This is a genomic window from Sinorhizobium sp. CB7, assembly GCF_041357635.1.
Taxonomy (GTDB): Bacteria; Pseudomonadota; Alphaproteobacteria; order Rhizobiales; family Rhizobiaceae; genus Rhizobium.
The window spans coordinates 157,232-172,715 of the sequence record NZ_JAULLL010000008.1; the positions used below are offsets into that span (position 1 = coordinate 157,232).

Below are 15,484 nucleotides of genomic sequence, written 5' to 3' on the forward strand. Positions count from 1 at the left end.
AGCGTTCGGCCTTTTCCCGTAAGAACCTGCTCCTATATATGGAGGGGAAATTCTAATTGCGGCGAAAAAAGCCTTGCATTCTCAGGCTCGTCAACTTAGTTAGGCCGCACCGGAGAGGTGGCCGAGTGGTCGAAGGCGCTCCCCTGCTAAGGGAGTATACGTCAAAAGCGTATCGAGGGTTCGAATCCCTTCTTCTCCGCCATCCTTCTTCTTCCGCCGATTTTATGTATCCAGTCCTTTGTCGACGATATGACAACGGAGCGCCATGCTGCGTGTCGCGCGAAATATGCGCGAATCTCGATAAGAGAATCACCGACCTGGAATTGTGCAAAAATAAGCAGGAAAACTTGCCCGCCACTGATTGGTGTGGCGCGAAGGCATGACCGAGAAGCCCAATCGCTTTACTTAGTTTCACAGCGGAATGCCGGAATCACGGCTAGGAAACGGCCGCGAACAAGGCCGCCACAGGTGTGTATTTTTCCTTTAAGTCCCAGCAGATAAAGAATTTTCTTAATGAAGTATAAATAAGTTGCGCCAGCGCATGGGGAGCTTGTGTCCTTTCGGCAACAGCCTTTCGGGAAGGCTCTGGCAAATGCCTCGTCCAAGCAAGTTGGCGATTGCGTGACGGCTTCCGTCTTGTATTTTCAACCTCGGAAGCGAGGGCGGTTGATCGTCCGACTTCTTGAAACACGGGGATGGGGCAGGGAACGCTGTCCGACAGTGAAAAATCCCAGACCCGATCGAAACTTTGAATTGGAGGTCACTATGAACATCAAGAGCCTTCTTCTCGGCTCTGCTGCTGCTCTCGCAGTAGTTTCCGGTGCTCAGGCTGCCGACGCTATTGTCGCCGCTGAACCGGAACCGGTCGAATATGTTCGCGTCTGCGATGCATACGGCACCGGCTATTTCTACATCCCGGGCACGGAAACCTGCCTGTTGATCGACGGTTACGTCCGCTTCCAGACCGACTTCGGTCATGAAGTTGGCTCTACCTTCGCTTCCGGCCGTCATGGCTCTGACTGGGATGCCTTCACCCGCGCTCAGCTGCAGTTCACGACCAAGAGCGACACCGAGTACGGCACTCTGACCGGCCTCATCGCTCTGCGTACGAACGCCGACAGCCCGAACAATGACGGCGACCGTGGTTCCGGCCGCAACACGTTCATCGACGTTGCCTATATCGACATTGCCGGCTTCCGCGTCGGTTACCAGTACAGCTGGTGGGATGACGATCTGAGCGGCGAAACGGACGTTCTCTCGAGCAACGAAACCAACCACAACTCCATTCGTTACCAGTACGAAGGCGGCAACTGGGCAGCCGGCGTCTCGGTTGACGAACTGCAGGGCAGCACCGCAGAATTCTCCGATGACAACCAGGCGGTCGGCGTTGCAGCTCAGGTTTCTGCTACCTTCGGCGGCGTCAATGCATACCTGCTCGGTGGCTATGACACCGACACCGAAAACGGCGCGGTCCGCGGTATCGTCACCGCTGACATCGGCCCGGGTACATTCGGCATCGCTGGTCTGTGGGCAAGCGGCTCGAACGCTTACTACGAAGAATCCGAGTGGGCAGTTGCCGTTCAGTACGCTGTCAAGGCGACGGACAAGTTCACCATCACCCCCGGCTTCCAGTACTTCGGCAGCTACGGCCTTGTTGATCAGGACGACTTCTCTGACGACGACGCCTGGACCGCTGGTGTAACGCTCGACTACCAGATCGCAGAAAACCTGTCTTCGAAGATCAGCGTTCAGTACTTCGACTCGGACGCACCTGGCCAGGACGAACAGTGGACCGGCTTCTTCCGTCTGCAGCGCGCATTCTAATCTGATCTGACCTCGGTCAATCAGGAAGCCCGGCTTTCGAGCCGGGCTTTTGTTTTTGTTGGGCAATGATCAGGATTGAAATAGACGGGAAGTCCGCTCTTATACCGACGACAGAAATGTTCGGATCCGCTCCGGAATGTTGCTTAGATGAAGAATCGGCGCGTGTCCTTGCATGGAAACGGTCAATGCCGTCATTCGTGGGTGACGCCTTTTCATCTCTTCCAGCGTCTCAACTGAGAGCAGAGTGGTATTTTCACCGCGAATGACCATCAACGGCACCGGGGCTAATCCTTCGAATTGCGGCCAGAGATCTGGTCCCAACTTCTCCATGTCCAGCGAACGCATCTGTTCGGCGATGGCCGGATCGAAGTCGGCCACGATGCTGCCGTCGGCTTCTCGATAGAGAGACTGCGCCATATCGTGCCAATCCTCCTCGACCAGTGCAGTGAAGCTGGCGCCATGGATCTCTTTCAATATATCGACGGCATCCTTCCAATTCTGTGGAGGCCGGCTGCGGCTCAAATAGTCCCTGATCTGCTCGAGGCCCCGGCGTTCGAGTGCAGGACCGACATCGTTCAGAATCACGGCGCCGAGAAGTTCCGATCGGGTCGCCGCAAGCATATGCAGGATAAGCCCGCCACGCGAAGTGCCGATGAAGGCCGCTCTGGAAATGCCAAGTGCGGAGCAGAGGGAAAGCACGTCATTTGCTTCCACCAGGAGATTGTAATGGCTTCGGTCGGAATCCCATTGCGACAGGCCGCGTCCGCGATAGTCGAGCGCTATGACTCGGCGCGGTGAGGAGGCATCCTGTGACAGGATCAGCGCCAATTGGTGAAAATCGCGCGAATTGCGTGTCAAACCCGGAAGGCAGAGAAGGGGAAGCCGGTCGCGGGTTGCAGGATTGTCGCCGCCGTAATCCCGGGCATGAAGCCGCAATCCGTCCGAGGCGTCGAAGTCGAATGGCCGGAAGCCGTAATCGTCATTGCTGTCCATTGCCGTTCCCCTCAGTCTTGCCGAAGAACAGTAGCGTTGTTTTCCGCAAATGGACAAGCTTCTGTGTGGCCGCTTATTGCTCCCGACCGTAGACGAGGTCGCGCTCGATATCGGTTTTTTGACCGAGGCGGGCCTTGTAGACTTGATAGTTTTCCATCACGCGCTGCACATAATTGCGCGTCTCCGGGAAGGGAATGCGCTCAATCCAGTCCACCACCTCATCGATCGGCTTGTCGCGCGGATCGCCATAGCGGCTGATCCACTCCGGGACCCGCTTCGGTCCGGCATTGTAGGCGATAAAAGTGAGAATATAGGAGCCGCCGAAAGCATCGATCTGCTCTCCGAGATAATGCGCGCCAAGCGTCGCATTATAACCTGCATCGCTCGTCAGTCTGTCGGGCGAATAGGCAATATCGTGCCGCTTTGCCACGGCCTTCGCCGTTCCCGGCAGCAATTGCAGCAATCCGCGCGCATTTGCGGCCGACACGGCAGCCGGATCGAAAGCGCTCTCCTGGCGCGCGATGGCATAGGCCAGAGCTTTTCCTGATCCGGAAATATTGGCGCTTGCCGGGATGACGCCGGTCGGGAAGGCAAGTGCCGCGACGTCGATCCCCCGGCCATAGGCGATCTTGCCGACCTGTAGCGAAATATGATGATTGCCAGATTTTTCTGCCTGCGCCGTTAGGATCGCCAGTTCACCCGGGCTCTGCATCTGCTCGGCAAGCCCGCGGTAGAGGCTGTCGGCGCGCCAGCGATGTCCTGCAGCTTCCAGACGCGCAATTGCCTGCACGGCTTCGCGTGACTGGAAGCGCTGGCGGTCTTCAGCCGTCGGCGCCGGATAGGAAACGTTCAACGTCTTGACCCCTAGACGCTCGGCTGCGAGCTGCCCGTAGAATGTGCTCGGCAGTGCCGCAGCTTTCGCATAGAACTCGGAGGCTTTGCCCGGACCGCCGGCCTCGGCAGCGCGTCCAAGCCAATACCAGGCACGTGAAACTGAAAGCGGCCCCTTCGATACCTGCAGAATCTTGCGGAAATGGGTTTCCGCGGTCGCAGGATCCTGCAGGCCGCGCAGGGCATACCATCCGGCATGAAACTCGGCTTCAACGATATCTGACGGATTTTCCGCGACATGGTTGGCGACAACGCGATAGGCAGTCTTGAACTGGCCCTGGTCGACGAGGCCGCGGCTGACGATCCTTTGCTCGTCCCACCATTGTCCCGAATTGATGAGCTCGTTTCGATCCTTCGGCATCTGCTGAAGCAGTTTCGCCGCCTCGACGTACTTATCCTGACGCCGCAGATATTCTATGCGGGCGAAGAGATAGCCCGGATCAGTGCTCCATTTCGCATTCGCGGCGTTGAGCAGCGCGCCAGCGTTGCCAGCCTGCTTCAGCACCGCGCTCCAGCCGGTATAAAGGGACTGGGCCTGGCCGAGATCACCAAAGCGTTTTGCTTGCGCGATGCGGTTGCGATAGAGGAGATACTCCATTCGCGCCTTGTGGTCCGCGGGGCTCAGCAGGCCGGAAAATTCCGCAAGGATCTTATCTTCCAGCCCGGTGTCTAGCGTTTCGCTGCGCCAGACCTTGCGCATTATCTTTGCGGCCTGCGAGGCCGCGCCCGTTGCAGAAAGCGCCCGGCTGAGAACGATTGCGCCTTCAGGGGTCTCCGGCAAGCTGTTGCCGAAAGCAGACAGAACTGCAGAAGAGGATGGATTTTCGTCGTAAAGCGCCCGTTCGGAATTAGCGCGCAGCCGAGACAGCCCCGGCCAGCCTTTTAGTTCGCTCGACGCGGCGGCGATTTCGACGGAAGGGATGCCCTTCAGGCCTGAAACGGCGATAGCCCAGGTCAGGATATGACGGTCGAGGGTGCCCTGTTCCATGCCGTTTCGGATCGCGAGCGCCCTTTGTGGGTCCTTGTTGGATAGTGCATCCAGTCCCACTTTGAGATCCGTATTGACCGGAGCAATGACTGAACTGCGTGGAATAGCGCCTGTTATAATGGGCTGCGGCATTGCTGCCGTTGGCACGAAGCCAAGCGGCTTTACGCTCGGGACGGGGACGTTCTCACCGGGAAGGGGCGACGCGACACTGCTCCACGCAGCGGCGGTGAGGCCGAGGGCGGACAGGATCATGACTGGACGCTTCATCCGGATTACTCGCAACGAAAACTGGCCCCGTCATTTGGCAAGAGGCATATTAATGAAGCCTTACCGAAGCCGGTAAAATTCATTCACATTTGCTATCGGAATTTGCCCTAAACCGATCTTTGCGCGCTTGTCGCAGCGAAATCGCCGCTCTATGGTGCGCAACTTATAATCATGGAATGCGACCGAAGCAAGAACGCCCGGTCCGGAGGAATATGCATGTTCAAGGGATCCATTCCCGCCCTCGTTACTCCTTTCACTGATGGCGGCCTGGTTGATGAAGCCTCTTTTGCCACGCACGTCGATTGGCAGATCAAGGAAGGCAGCAGTGGGCTCGTTCCCGTCGGCACAACAGGTGAATCGCCAACCCTTTCCCATGACGAGCATAAGCGGGTTGTCGAACTCTGTATCGAAGTCGCGGCGAAGCGCGTCCCAGTGATGGCCGGTGCCGGATCCAACAATACGCGCGAAGCGATCGAACTTGCGCAGCACGCTGAGAAAGTGGGCGCAGACGCCGTTCTTGTGGTTACGCCCTATTACAACAAGCCGACGCAGAAGGGTCTTTTCGCCCATTTTTCGGCGATCGCGGAAGCAATCAAGCTACCGATCTTCATCTATAATATTCCGGGCCGTTCTGTCGTCGATATGTCGCCGGAAACCATGGGCGCACTTGCAAAGGCTCATTCCAACATTGTCGGCGTCAAGGATGCGACCGGCAAGATTGAGCGCGTCTCCGAGCAGCGCATCGCCTGCGGCAGAGACTTCAGGCAGCTGTCCGGCGAGGATGCGACCGCTCTTGGCTTCAACGCCCATGGTGGCCTTGGTTGCATCTCGGTTACGGCAAATGTTGCGCCGCGTCTCTGTGCCGAGCTTCAAGCTGCCACGCTTTCCGGCGATTACGCAAAGGCGCTCGACTATCAGGATCGGCTGATGCCGCTGCACAAGGCGATCTTCTTGGAGCCGGGTCTTTGCGGCGCGAAATACGGGCTTTACCGGTTGGGCCGCATGAGCCGGAATGTCCGCTCACCGCTTCTCTCCACCCTGGAACCCGGCACGGAGGCCGCAATCGACGCGGCGATGCGCCATGCCGGCATTCTGAACTGACGTCCCCTGAAAGAGGCTACTGTCTTTTTTACTTGCCTCACTGCGATTGCCGCACCTCTTCACAGCGAAGTCTCGTTCCCTTACATAAGCGGATCGGGTGCGCCCTTCTGTTGAGAGGGCAGAGGCAAAGGAACGGAATTCGAATTATGGCCCCCAAAGGCAGCCAGCGCGTCGTGAACAAGATCGTTGCGGAAAACCGCAAGGCGCGCTTCAACTACGAGATCATCGATACGTACGAGGCCGGACTTGTACTGAAGGGGACCGAGGTCAAGTCGCTGCGCGAGGGAAAGGCCAATATCGCCGAGTCCTACGCATCGGACGAGGACGGCGAGATCTGGTTGATCAATTCCTATCTTCCCGAATATCTGCAGGCCAACCGTTTCAATCATGAGCCGCGCCGCCGTCGCAAGCTGCTTCTTTCCGGTCGTGAAATCAGCCGTCTGCGCGCTGCGGTCAACAGGGAAGGCATGACGCTGATCCCGATGAAGATCTATTTCAACGACCGCGGCCGCGCCAAGTTGGAACTGGCCCTCGCAAAGGGCAAGAAAATCCATGACAAACGCGAGTCGGAAAAGGAACGCGACTGGAACCGGCAGAAGAACCGTCTTCTCAAGGACAATGGTTGAGTGAAGCTTGCCGAGTAAGGCCTACTCTTCGAAATCGCTGGCCGGTGCCGTTTCAGCCGGGCGGGGAGGCCTTTCGGAAGGATCGCGGCCGATCTCGTTTCGCAACGAGAGAAGATCGATGAAATGGTCGGCCTGGCGGCGGAGATCGTCGGCAATCATTGGCGGCTGCGTTGCCATTGTGGAGATGACGGAAACCTTCCGCCCCTTTCTCTGCAGCGCCTCGACGAGAGTCGTGAAGTCTCCGTCTCCGGAAAAAATCACAAGGTGATCGACGGTTTCGGACTGCTCCATGGCATCGATGGCAAGCTCGATATCCATATTGCCTTTGATTTTCCTCCGGCCCATGGAATCGGTGAACTCCTTGGCGGGCTTCGTGATGACCTTGTAGCCGTTATAATCCAGCCAGTCGATTAGGGGCCGGATCGATGAATATTCCTGGTCTTCGATCAGAGCTGTATAGTAATAGGCGCGCAGGAGATATCCGCGCTTCTGGAACGCCTTCAGCAGCTTTCGATAGTCGATGTCGAAGCCAAGACTCTTGGATGCTGCATATAGATTAGCGCCGTCTATGAAGAGTGCAATTTTTTCGCGTGGGTCGAACATCAGTCGTTATATCCATAATTGTTTAAGCTCAATCGCTTCCGTAAACGTGATTTAAAACAATACGTTGCACATCAGCGCAGAATAATTCTCGTACTTTATGAATTATTCATATAAGAAAGATTTAGGGCACGACTCGTCATATTCCAAGCAACCCTAGATAGAAATCGCGAATTGTTGAGATAATTTTAGTCTAATGTCCAGGGCGCAAGCCGGCCACGGATAAGGAAAAACTTGAATTTGCCGTCTTTTGATTGTATCGGGCGTGCTAATCCCTCGATAATGACCGTAAAGGACAGGCAATGGCCCGTGTCACAGTAGAAGATTGCATTGACAAAGTTGAGAACCGCTTCGAGCTGGTTCTGCTTGCCAGCCATCGCGCCCGGCTGATTTCCCAGGGAGCGTCCATCACCATCGACCGCGACAACGACAAGAACCCCGTCGTCGCTCTTCGTGAAATTGCGGATGAAACGCTTTCTCCCGACGATCTGAAGGAAGACCTTATTCACTCTCTTCAGAAGCATGTTGAGGTGGACGAGCCGGAGCCCGATCCGGCCTCGCTCATCGCGTCCGGTGCGGCGGCTACCGTGGACAATGTGGAAGAGGACGATCAGCCGGAAACCATCACCTTCGACCAGATGTCGGAGGAAGAGCTTTTGGCAGGTATCGAAGGCCTTGTGCCACCGGAGAAGAGCGACGATTACTAATCGTCAATCTTGTACCTGTATTGCTAAGGCATATTATTGCCTAACGTGTGCGCCAGTCGCTGGGTTGGCGCGCATTTATTTTTTCGGAGTAGCTTTGGATGATGCGGCAATACGAGCTCGTTGAGCGCGTTCAAAAATACAAGCCCGACGCCAATGAAGCTCTCCTTAATAAGGCCTATGTCTACGCGATGCAGAAGCATGGGCAGCAAAAGCGCGCCAGCGGCGACCCCTATATCTCCCACCCGCTCGAAGTGGCCGCCATTCTGACCGACATGCATCTGGATGAGTCAACGATTGCGGTCGCGCTGCTGCACGATACGATCGAGGATACGACCGCCACGCGTGCGGAGATCGACGAACTCTTCGGTGAGGATATCGGACGTCTCGTCGAGGGTCTGACGAAGATCAAGAAGCTCGATCTCGTCACAAAGAAGGCCAAGCAGGCGGAAAACATGCGCAAGCTGCTGCTGGCGATTTCCGACGACGTGCGTGTCCTCCTGGTCAAGCTGGCCGATCGCCTCCACAACATGCGCACCCTCGAGCACATGTCGCCGGAAAAGCGCGCCCGCATTTCGGAAGAAACCATGGATATCTATGCGCCGCTTGCCGGCCGCATGGGCATGCAGGACATGCGCGAGGAACTCGAGGAGCTTTCCTTCCGACACATCAATCCGGAAGCCTACGACACGGTCACCAAGCGCCTTGAAGATCTTGCCAAGCGCAATGAAGGCCTGGTCAAGAAGATCGAGACGGAACTGCGCGACCTGCTGGTCGCCAATGGCCTCACAAACGCCGTTGCCAAGGGAAGGCTGAAGAAGCCCTACTCGGTCTTCCGTAAGATGCAGTCGAAATCGCTGTCTTTCGAACAGCTTTCGGATGTCTACGGTTTCCGTATCATCGTGGAGAATATTCCCGCCTGTTACCGTGCGCTCGGGCTCGTGCATACGCGCTGGCGTGTCGTACCTGGCCGCTTCAAGGACTATATCTCGACGCCGAAGCAGAATGACTATCGCTCGCTGCACACCACGATCATCGGGCCGTCGAGCCAGCGTATCGAGCTGCAGATCCGCACCAAGCGCATGCATGAAATTGCGGAATACGGCATCGCCGCGCATTCGCTCTACAAGGACAATGCCACCACGGCCGATGGCGATATCCTGTCACGCGAATCCAATGCCTATTCCTGGCTTCGCCACACGATCGAGGCGCTTGCCGAAGGCGACAGTCCCGAAGAGTTCCTGGAACATACGAAACTCGAACTGTTTCAGGATCAGGTGTTCTGCTTCACGCCGAAGGGCAAGCTCATCGCCCTGCCGCGAGGGGCGACCCCGATCGATTTCGCCTATGCAGTCCACACCAATATCGGTGACACGACCGTCGGAGCGAAGATCAATGGCCGCATTATGCCGCTTGTCACGCGCCTGAACAATGGCGACGAAGTCGAGATTATCCGCTCCGGCGTGCAGGTGCCACCTGCGGCCTGGGAGGAGATCGTCGTGACGGGCAAGGCCCGCGCCGCAATCCGCCGGGCCACGCGGATGGCGATCCGCAAGCAATATGCCGGCCTCGGCCACCGCATTCTGGAGCGGACCTTCGAACGCGCCGGCAAGGTCTTTTCCCGTGATGCGATGAAGCCCGCACTGCATCGGCTGGGCCAGAAGGATGTCGAGGATGCCATTGCAGCGGTCGGCCGCGGCGAAATGTCTTCGCTCGACGTTCTGCGTGCCGTCTATCCTGACCATCAGGACGAACGCGTCACCGTCAAGCCGAGCGGTGACGACGGCTGGTTCAATGTCCGCAGCGCCTCCGGCATGATCTTCAAGATACCGGGCAAGTCCAAGACTGATCCCGATTCCAGAACGGAAGACTATGGCGTTGAGACGCTGCCGATCCGTGGGCTTTCGGGCGATGTCGAAGTGCGTTTCTCCTCGACGGGCGCCGTACCCGGCGACCGCATTGTCGGCATCATGGAAAAAGGCAAGGGGATCACGATATATCCAATCCAGTCGCCGTCACTACAGCGTTTCGATGACCAGCCGAACCGCTGGATCGATGTCAGATGGGATCTTGACGAGGCCAATAAATCACGCTTCATGGCGCGGATTCTGATCAACGCGCTGAACGAGCCGGGCACGCTTGCGAAGGTTGCTCAGACCGTTGCGGGGCTGGACGTCAACATTCGTGTTCTGAATACGGTCCGAGTCGCGGCTGATTTCACTGAGATGGCGCTTGACGTTGAAGTCTGGGATTTGCGGCAGCTCAACCAGCTGCTCGCGCAGATCAAGGATCTCGATTGCATAGCGACCGTAAAGCGCCTCTACGAATAGCTCGTATGTTTCTGGTGCATGGCTCCTTAAATCGGAACCGATCTAGGAATAAAAGCGTGCAGCCTTTCAAAATCTTATGAGTCCTTGTGCGTCTTGGGACCTGTGGCGCTGTAGGCTTTCGAGCTGTTCGAGCAGGCGAACCCCATCTGCGATATAGAGGCTGCATAATTTATGATCGTTTTATGACTGTACTTGCCCTGCATTAAGCAGAGACATGCAGGAAATGCATGACTGCCTCTATATTAGAGCGTTGGTAATTAGTCGCTGCAGAACCTATTTTCACCTCGTCAACGAAACGAAGAAAAGTTGAGGCAAGGATAATGTTCACTCCTATCAAGAAAATAGCTCGCGCGCTGCGCGCTCCGACTATCGAAGAACGTGAAATCGCGTATCTGAACGGCTCGCACGATCGTATCGATCTTGAATATCGTCAGCGTCAGGTCGATCGCGGTCTCTTTCGTACCCGTTAATAGTTGGTTTATACTTTGGTAAGCAGGATGCGTGCAAATCTGCTTGCCTCTGAACGAGCCGATGGAAATCGACTCGTCAACAATGGCCTGTCGCTCTTGCAATGGCATGTCTCGTTGCACTAGATAGGTCCATGTTGTTTCGCCGCCGAAAACCTGCAGGATTTCGCGAGAAGCTGCGGGAGCTTGTATGGCCTCGCAAGGGGTTCTTGCGGTCGCTCAGATATCTCCAAAAACGCATCGTTCGCCTGAGGGCATCACCTCATGCCATCGCGGCCGGGGTAGCGGTGGGTGCCTGCGTATCCTGGACCCCATTTATTGGCTTTCATTTCATCATGGCCTTCGTTCTGGCCTATTTCGTCGCTGGAAATCTCGTTGCTGCGGCGCTCGGTTGCGCGGCCTTCGGCAATCCTCTCACCTATCCATTCATTTGGGGATTGACATGGGAGGTGGGGCAGTTGCTGCTTGGCGGCAGCGGGAACAGGACGCACGGCATCGATCTGCCTGCGCTGTTCGAAAAGCTCGATCTCTCGCAATTGTGGGGTCCTATACTCGAGCCCATGCTGATCGGCGCGATCCCATTTGCGCTTTTCACCGGCGTGATCGTCTACGTGATCCTGTTCTACGCAATAAATCGGTTTCAGGTGAGCAGGCGTGCCCGCCGGCGTCCTGGCAAAGCGCTGGAAAGCGCGCCGACCGTATGACGTCCGGGATGACCTGCGCCATTCGCCTGTCAATCGTGGAAGGGGCTGATCGATGATCATTGGCATCGGCAGCGATCTTATCGACATTCGCCGCGTTGAAAAATCGATCGAGCGCTTCGGAGAACGGTTCACGCATCGCTGTTTCACGGAGATAGAGCGGGCGAAATCCGATCGGCGCAAGAATCGCGCCGCCTCCTATGCGAAGAGATTCGCCGCCAAGGAAGCCTGTTCGAAGGCGCTCGGCACGGGGCTTGCGCAAGGCGTGTTCTGGAAAGACATGGGAGTCGTCAATCTGCCGAGCGGAAAGCCGACAATGCATCTGACCGGCGGCGCGGCGGTCAGGCTGCGGGCCATTCTGCCGCAGGGGTACAAGGCTGCCATTCATTTGACAATAACGGATGATTACCCGCTGGCTCAAGCCTTTGTGATCATCGAAGCGTTGTCAGAAGGCGGCTGATCGCGCCCTTGTGGCGCTTTTAATGTTGGCGCCATTGCCGCCGCCCTATGAAGCGGCTAGAGACATTCCAATACCGATTGCGCCGGTGGGGTGCAAAAAAGGAAAAAGACGACGTGTCCGAGCAAGTCGAAAAAAAACAGAATGCCCTTTGGGAAAACATCAAGGTCATCATTCAGGCGCTGCTTCTGGCGATGGTCATCCGAACGGTATTCTTCCAGCCCTTCACCATTCCCTCCGGCTCGATGATGCCGACCCTGCTGGTCGGCGACTACATCTTCGTCAATAAATACATCTACGGCTATTCCAGATATTCGCTGCCTTTTTCGCCGAATCTCTTCAGTGGCCGTATCTTGGCTTTTAGCGAGCCAAAGCGCGGCGATGTTGTCGTCTTCCGCTTCCCGCCAAATCCCGATGTCGATTACATCAAGCGGTTGGTCGGTCTCCCGGGCGATCATATCCAGGTGCGTGACGGCGTCCTCTACATCAACGGTACGGCGGTTCCTCGTCAGCCTGATGGCTTCTTTACATCAGATTACAGGCTCGACCCGGGCGAGAACGTCCCGGTCTACAGGGAAACGCTCGATACCGGAAAGACCTACGACACGCTCGATCAGTCGCCCGATTCCCGTGGTGACAACACCCGTGAATTCATCGTCCCTCCGGATCATTATTTCATGATGGGCGACAATCGCGACAATTCCCTGGATAGTCGTTTTGACGTCGGTTTTGTCCCTGCGGAAAACCTCGTCGGTCGCGCAAGCATCATCTTCTTTTCGCTCGGCAACGATACGTCGTTTCGCGAGATCTGGAAGTGGCCGACCAACATGCGCTGGGATCGGCTTTTCAAGGTTGTGGAATGAGCAAGGCTCAGACGCTCTCGGCGGCGGATCGTGCGAGGCTTGAAGCCGCTATAGGACACGAATTCACCGAGAAGGGGCGCCTTGACCGTGCCCTGACACATGCCAGTTTCCGCACGCCGAAGGGAAGCGATTACGAACGTCTGGAGTTTCTCGGCGATCGCGTGCTCGGCCTCTGTATTGCTGAGCTTCTGTTCAGGACGTTCGGGACTGCGACGGAAGGCGAGCTTTCGGTTCGCCTCAATCAACTCGTCAGTGCTGAGACCTGCGCGCAGGTCGCAGATGAGCTGGACCTTCATCTCTATATCCGCACAGGCGCGGACGTGAAGAAGCTGACCGGCAAACGCATGATGAATGTGCGCGCCGATGTCGTTGAAAGCCTGATTGCAGCGCTTTATCTCGACGGCGGGCTGGAGGTCGCACGCGGGTTCATCCTGCGCTACTGGGAACGTCGGGCGGTACGTGCGGACGGTGCCCGCCGCGATGCCAAAACCGAGCTGCAGGAATGGTCGCACGCGAAATTCGGCATCACGCCGATCTACAGGATTGAAGAGCGTAGCGGACCGGATCATGATCCGCGTTTTAAGGTTACGGTCGAAATTGCCGGGATCGCGCCGGAAACCGGAATAGATCGCTCCAAACGCGCTGCCGAACAGGTGGCCGCAACGAAGATACTGGAGCGTGAGGGAATTTGGCAGAAGGTTTCTGCCGGAAATTGACGGTGAAAATGAAAGACGACGAAAACATGGCTGACGCCGGCGCGCCGGCGTCCGGATCGACGCACTCAGGTTTCGTGGCATTGATCGGACCGACCAACGCCGGCAAATCCACGCTGGTCAATCGGTTCGTCGGCGCCAAGGTCTCGATTGTCAGCCACAAGGTGCAGACGACACGGGCCATTGTGCGCGGCATTGCGATACATAACAACGCGCAGATCGTGTTCATGGATACGCCGGGCATTTTCAAACCTCGGCGAAGACTCGACCGCGCCATGGTCACGTCGGCCTGGGGCGGTGCGAAGGATGCCGATCTCATCATGCTGCTGATCGACAGCGAGCGCGGACTGCGCGGTGACGCGGAAGCGATTCTCGAGGGTTTGAAGGAAGTTCCGCAGCCGAAGATTCTTGTGCTCAACAAGATCGACCGGGTACGCCGCGAGGATCTTCTGGCCCTTGCCGCAGCCGCGAACGAGAAGATTGCCTTCCAACAGACCTTCATGATCTCCGCGGAAAACGGCTCGGGCTGCGATGATGTCATGGACTATCTGGCAAAGACGCTGCCCGAAGGTCCCTGGTATTATCCGGAAGACCAGATCTCCGATCTGCCGATGCGCCAGCTTGCTGCCGAGATCACCCGCGAGAAGCTGTTCCTGCGTCTGCATCAGGAGCTTCCTTACTCCTCTCACGTCGAGACGGAAAAGTGGGAAGAGCGCAAGGACGGGTCCGTCAGGATCGAGCAGGTGATCTATGTCGAGCGCGAAAGCCAGAAGAAGATTGCTCTCGGAAAAGGCGGCGAAACGATCAAGGCAATCTCGACCGCATCTCGTAAGGAACTGTCCCAAATCCTGGAGCAGCCGGTGCACCTGTTCCTCTTCGTCAAGGTTCGGGAAAACTGGGGCGACGATCCTGAACGCTTCCGGGAAATGGGGCTAGAGTTTCCGCAATAAGGCGCCTTCGCAATTTTGCGCCGACGGCATAAGTTTCGCCATATAGCGGTGCTCCCGAGGACAGGAACAAACCCGCATCTGGGATGTTATGCGGTGGACGGATTTCGGGAGGCCGCCGTTCACGGTAACCGCTAGCACTGGAATGGCGAACACGAGAACGTCTCACATCATGAAAACCCCGTGCGAACAATGTCCGCTCCGCGGATTGCCGCATTTCAGGGAATTCAACCGGGATGAACTGGATTTTGTTTCGCGCTTCAAGAAGGGGGAACTGGCAGTCGATGCCGGCGCGACCATCCTCGTAGAGGGATCCTATAGCGCGCATCTCTTCACCGGGCTCTCGGGCTGGGGTTTTCGCTATAAAACGCTGGAAGACGGAAGGCGGCAAATTCTCAACTACATCATGCCTGGCGACCTCATCGGCCTCCAGGGGACGATCATAGGCGAGATGCAGCATTCTGTCGAAGCGCTGTCGCCAGTTTCCCTTTGCGTTTTCGAGCGCGAAAGCCTGATGACGCTCTATAACCGACACCCGTCTCTTGCCTTCGACATTACCTGGATCGCTGCGCGAGAGGAGCGCATTCTCGACGAGCATCTGCTGAGCATCGGTCGGCGCTCAGCTCTTGAGCGCGCCGCATATCTGATTGCTTATCTGCACGAGCGCGCAAGGGCTCTTCGGCTGTTCGACGGAAGACATTCGCTTCCGCTTACCCAGCAGCATATCGCAGATACGCTGGGACTATCCATTGTTCACACAAATAAGACCTTGAAAAAACTTGTCGAACGTGGATTTATCCGCTGGCAGGAGCGTAGCTGTGACGTTCTTGACGGCAAAGCCTTGGCAGCCCTTGCCGGGTGGGACGGTCCTGATAGCAGCAAGCGCCCCTTCATATGACCTACCGTCAACCATGTCTTTTTTAAATGTCAGCCGGAACATGACGGCATAAATTGCGGCCGCCGTCACGTTTCCACCCGGTTCGGCTTTTATCCCAGATAGAAATTGGTTGGG

The 15,484-nt window shown here is 56.7% G+C and carries 15 protein-coding genes and 1 tRNA gene; 13 read left to right on the forward strand and 3 right to left on the reverse strand.

The window, feature by feature from the left end; genetic code table 11:
• Positions 1–111: 111 nt before the first annotated feature.
• Positions 112–202, forward strand: a tRNA-Ser gene (locus AAE029_RS16685).
• Between the two features lie 563 nt (positions 203–765).
• Positions 766–1,824, forward strand: coding sequence for a porin (locus tag AAE029_RS16690; protein ID WP_371073986.1), 1,059 nt, complete (start codon positions 766–768; stop codon positions 1,822–1,824).
• Between the two features lie 99 nt (positions 1,825–1,923).
• Here AAE029_RS16690 and AAE029_RS16695 read toward each other — a convergent pair whose 3' ends face one another.
• Positions 1,924–2,817, reverse strand: a complete 894-nt coding sequence (locus AAE029_RS16695; RefSeq protein ID WP_371073987.1) for an alpha/beta fold hydrolase — start codon at positions 2,815–2,817, stop codon at positions 1,924–1,926.
• 73 nt (positions 2,818–2,890) lie between these two features.
• Positions 2,891–4,963 (reverse strand): lytic transglycosylase domain-containing protein, encoded by a 2,073-nt coding sequence (locus tag AAE029_RS16700; RefSeq protein ID WP_371073988.1) that lies wholly within the window; start codon positions 4,961–4,963, stop codon positions 2,891–2,893.
• A gap of 216 nt (positions 4,964–5,179) precedes the next feature.
• Between AAE029_RS16700 and dapA the strand changes: the two genes are divergently transcribed.
• Both dapA and smpB read left to right on the forward strand, forming a co-directional pair.
• A complete protein-coding gene (dapA, locus tag AAE029_RS16705; RefSeq protein WP_371073989.1) occupies positions 5,180–6,064 on the forward strand; it encodes a 4-hydroxy-tetrahydrodipicolinate synthase in 885 nt (294 codons plus the stop codon).
• A gap of 146 nt (positions 6,065–6,210) precedes the next feature.
• Positions 6,211–6,690, forward strand: coding sequence for an SsrA-binding protein SmpB (smpB, locus tag AAE029_RS16710; RefSeq protein WP_371073990.1), 480 nt, complete (start codon positions 6,211–6,213; stop codon positions 6,688–6,690).
• Between the two features lie 21 nt (positions 6,691–6,711).
• Here smpB and AAE029_RS16715 read toward each other — a convergent pair whose 3' ends face one another.
• Complete coding sequence (locus tag AAE029_RS16715) at positions 6,712–7,293, reverse strand: NYN domain-containing protein (protein ID WP_371073991.1); 582 nt, start codon at positions 7,291–7,293, stop codon at positions 6,712–6,714.
• Between the two features lie 299 nt (positions 7,294–7,592).
• Here AAE029_RS16715 and rpoZ point away from each other — a divergent pair, with 299 nt between their 5' ends.
• The 9 genes from rpoZ (at position 7,593) to AAE029_RS16760 (ending at position 15,370) form a co-directional block, all read left to right on the forward strand.
• Entirely contained in the window at positions 7,593–7,997 is a 405-nt protein-coding gene (gene rpoZ, locus AAE029_RS16720; RefSeq protein WP_371073992.1) for a DNA-directed RNA polymerase subunit omega, read from the forward strand.
• A 98-nt stretch (positions 7,998–8,095) separates the two neighbouring features.
• Positions 8,096–10,324: a bifunctional (p)ppGpp synthetase/guanosine-3',5'-bis(diphosphate) 3'-pyrophosphohydrolase gene (locus tag AAE029_RS16725; protein ID WP_371073993.1), complete on the forward strand. Its 2,229-nt coding sequence runs from the start codon at positions 8,096–8,098 to the stop codon at positions 10,322–10,324.
• Positions 10,325–10,644: 320 nt separating this feature from the next.
• The gene (locus AAE029_RS16730; protein WP_371073994.1) at positions 10,645–10,794 is read left to right on the forward strand and encodes a DUF3563 domain-containing protein; all 150 of its coding nucleotides are present in this window, start codon (positions 10,645–10,647) and stop codon (positions 10,792–10,794) included.
• A 131-nt stretch (positions 10,795–10,925) separates the two neighbouring features.
• On the forward strand, positions 10,926–11,495 hold the full coding sequence (locus tag AAE029_RS16735) for a DUF2062 domain-containing protein (RefSeq protein ID WP_371073995.1): 570 nt from the start codon (positions 10,926–10,928) through the stop codon (positions 11,493–11,495).
• A 52-nt stretch (positions 11,496–11,547) separates the two neighbouring features.
• Entirely contained in the window at positions 11,548–11,952 is a 405-nt protein-coding gene (gene acpS, locus AAE029_RS16740; protein ID WP_371073996.1) for a holo-ACP synthase, read from the forward strand.
• A 113-nt stretch (positions 11,953–12,065) separates the two neighbouring features.
• Complete coding sequence (gene lepB / locus AAE029_RS16745) at positions 12,066–12,812, forward strand: signal peptidase I (protein ID WP_371073997.1); 747 nt, start codon at positions 12,066–12,068, stop codon at positions 12,810–12,812.
• Positions 12,809–13,528, forward strand: a complete 720-nt coding sequence (rnc, locus tag AAE029_RS16750; RefSeq protein ID WP_371073998.1) for a ribonuclease III — start codon at positions 12,809–12,811, stop codon at positions 13,526–13,528. Before lepB ends, rnc begins: the two co-directional genes overlap by 4 nt.
• An 8-nt stretch (positions 13,529–13,536) precedes the next feature.
• Positions 13,537–14,475 (forward strand): GTPase Era, encoded by a 939-nt coding sequence (era, locus tag AAE029_RS16755; RefSeq protein WP_371074162.1) that lies wholly within the window; start codon positions 13,537–13,539, stop codon positions 14,473–14,475.
• A 142-nt stretch (positions 14,476–14,617) separates the two neighbouring features.
• Positions 14,618–15,370, forward strand: a complete 753-nt coding sequence (locus tag AAE029_RS16760) for a Crp/Fnr family transcriptional regulator (protein WP_371073999.1) — start codon at positions 14,618–14,620, stop codon at positions 15,368–15,370.
• The last annotated feature ends 114 nt before the right edge of the window (positions 15,371–15,484 follow it).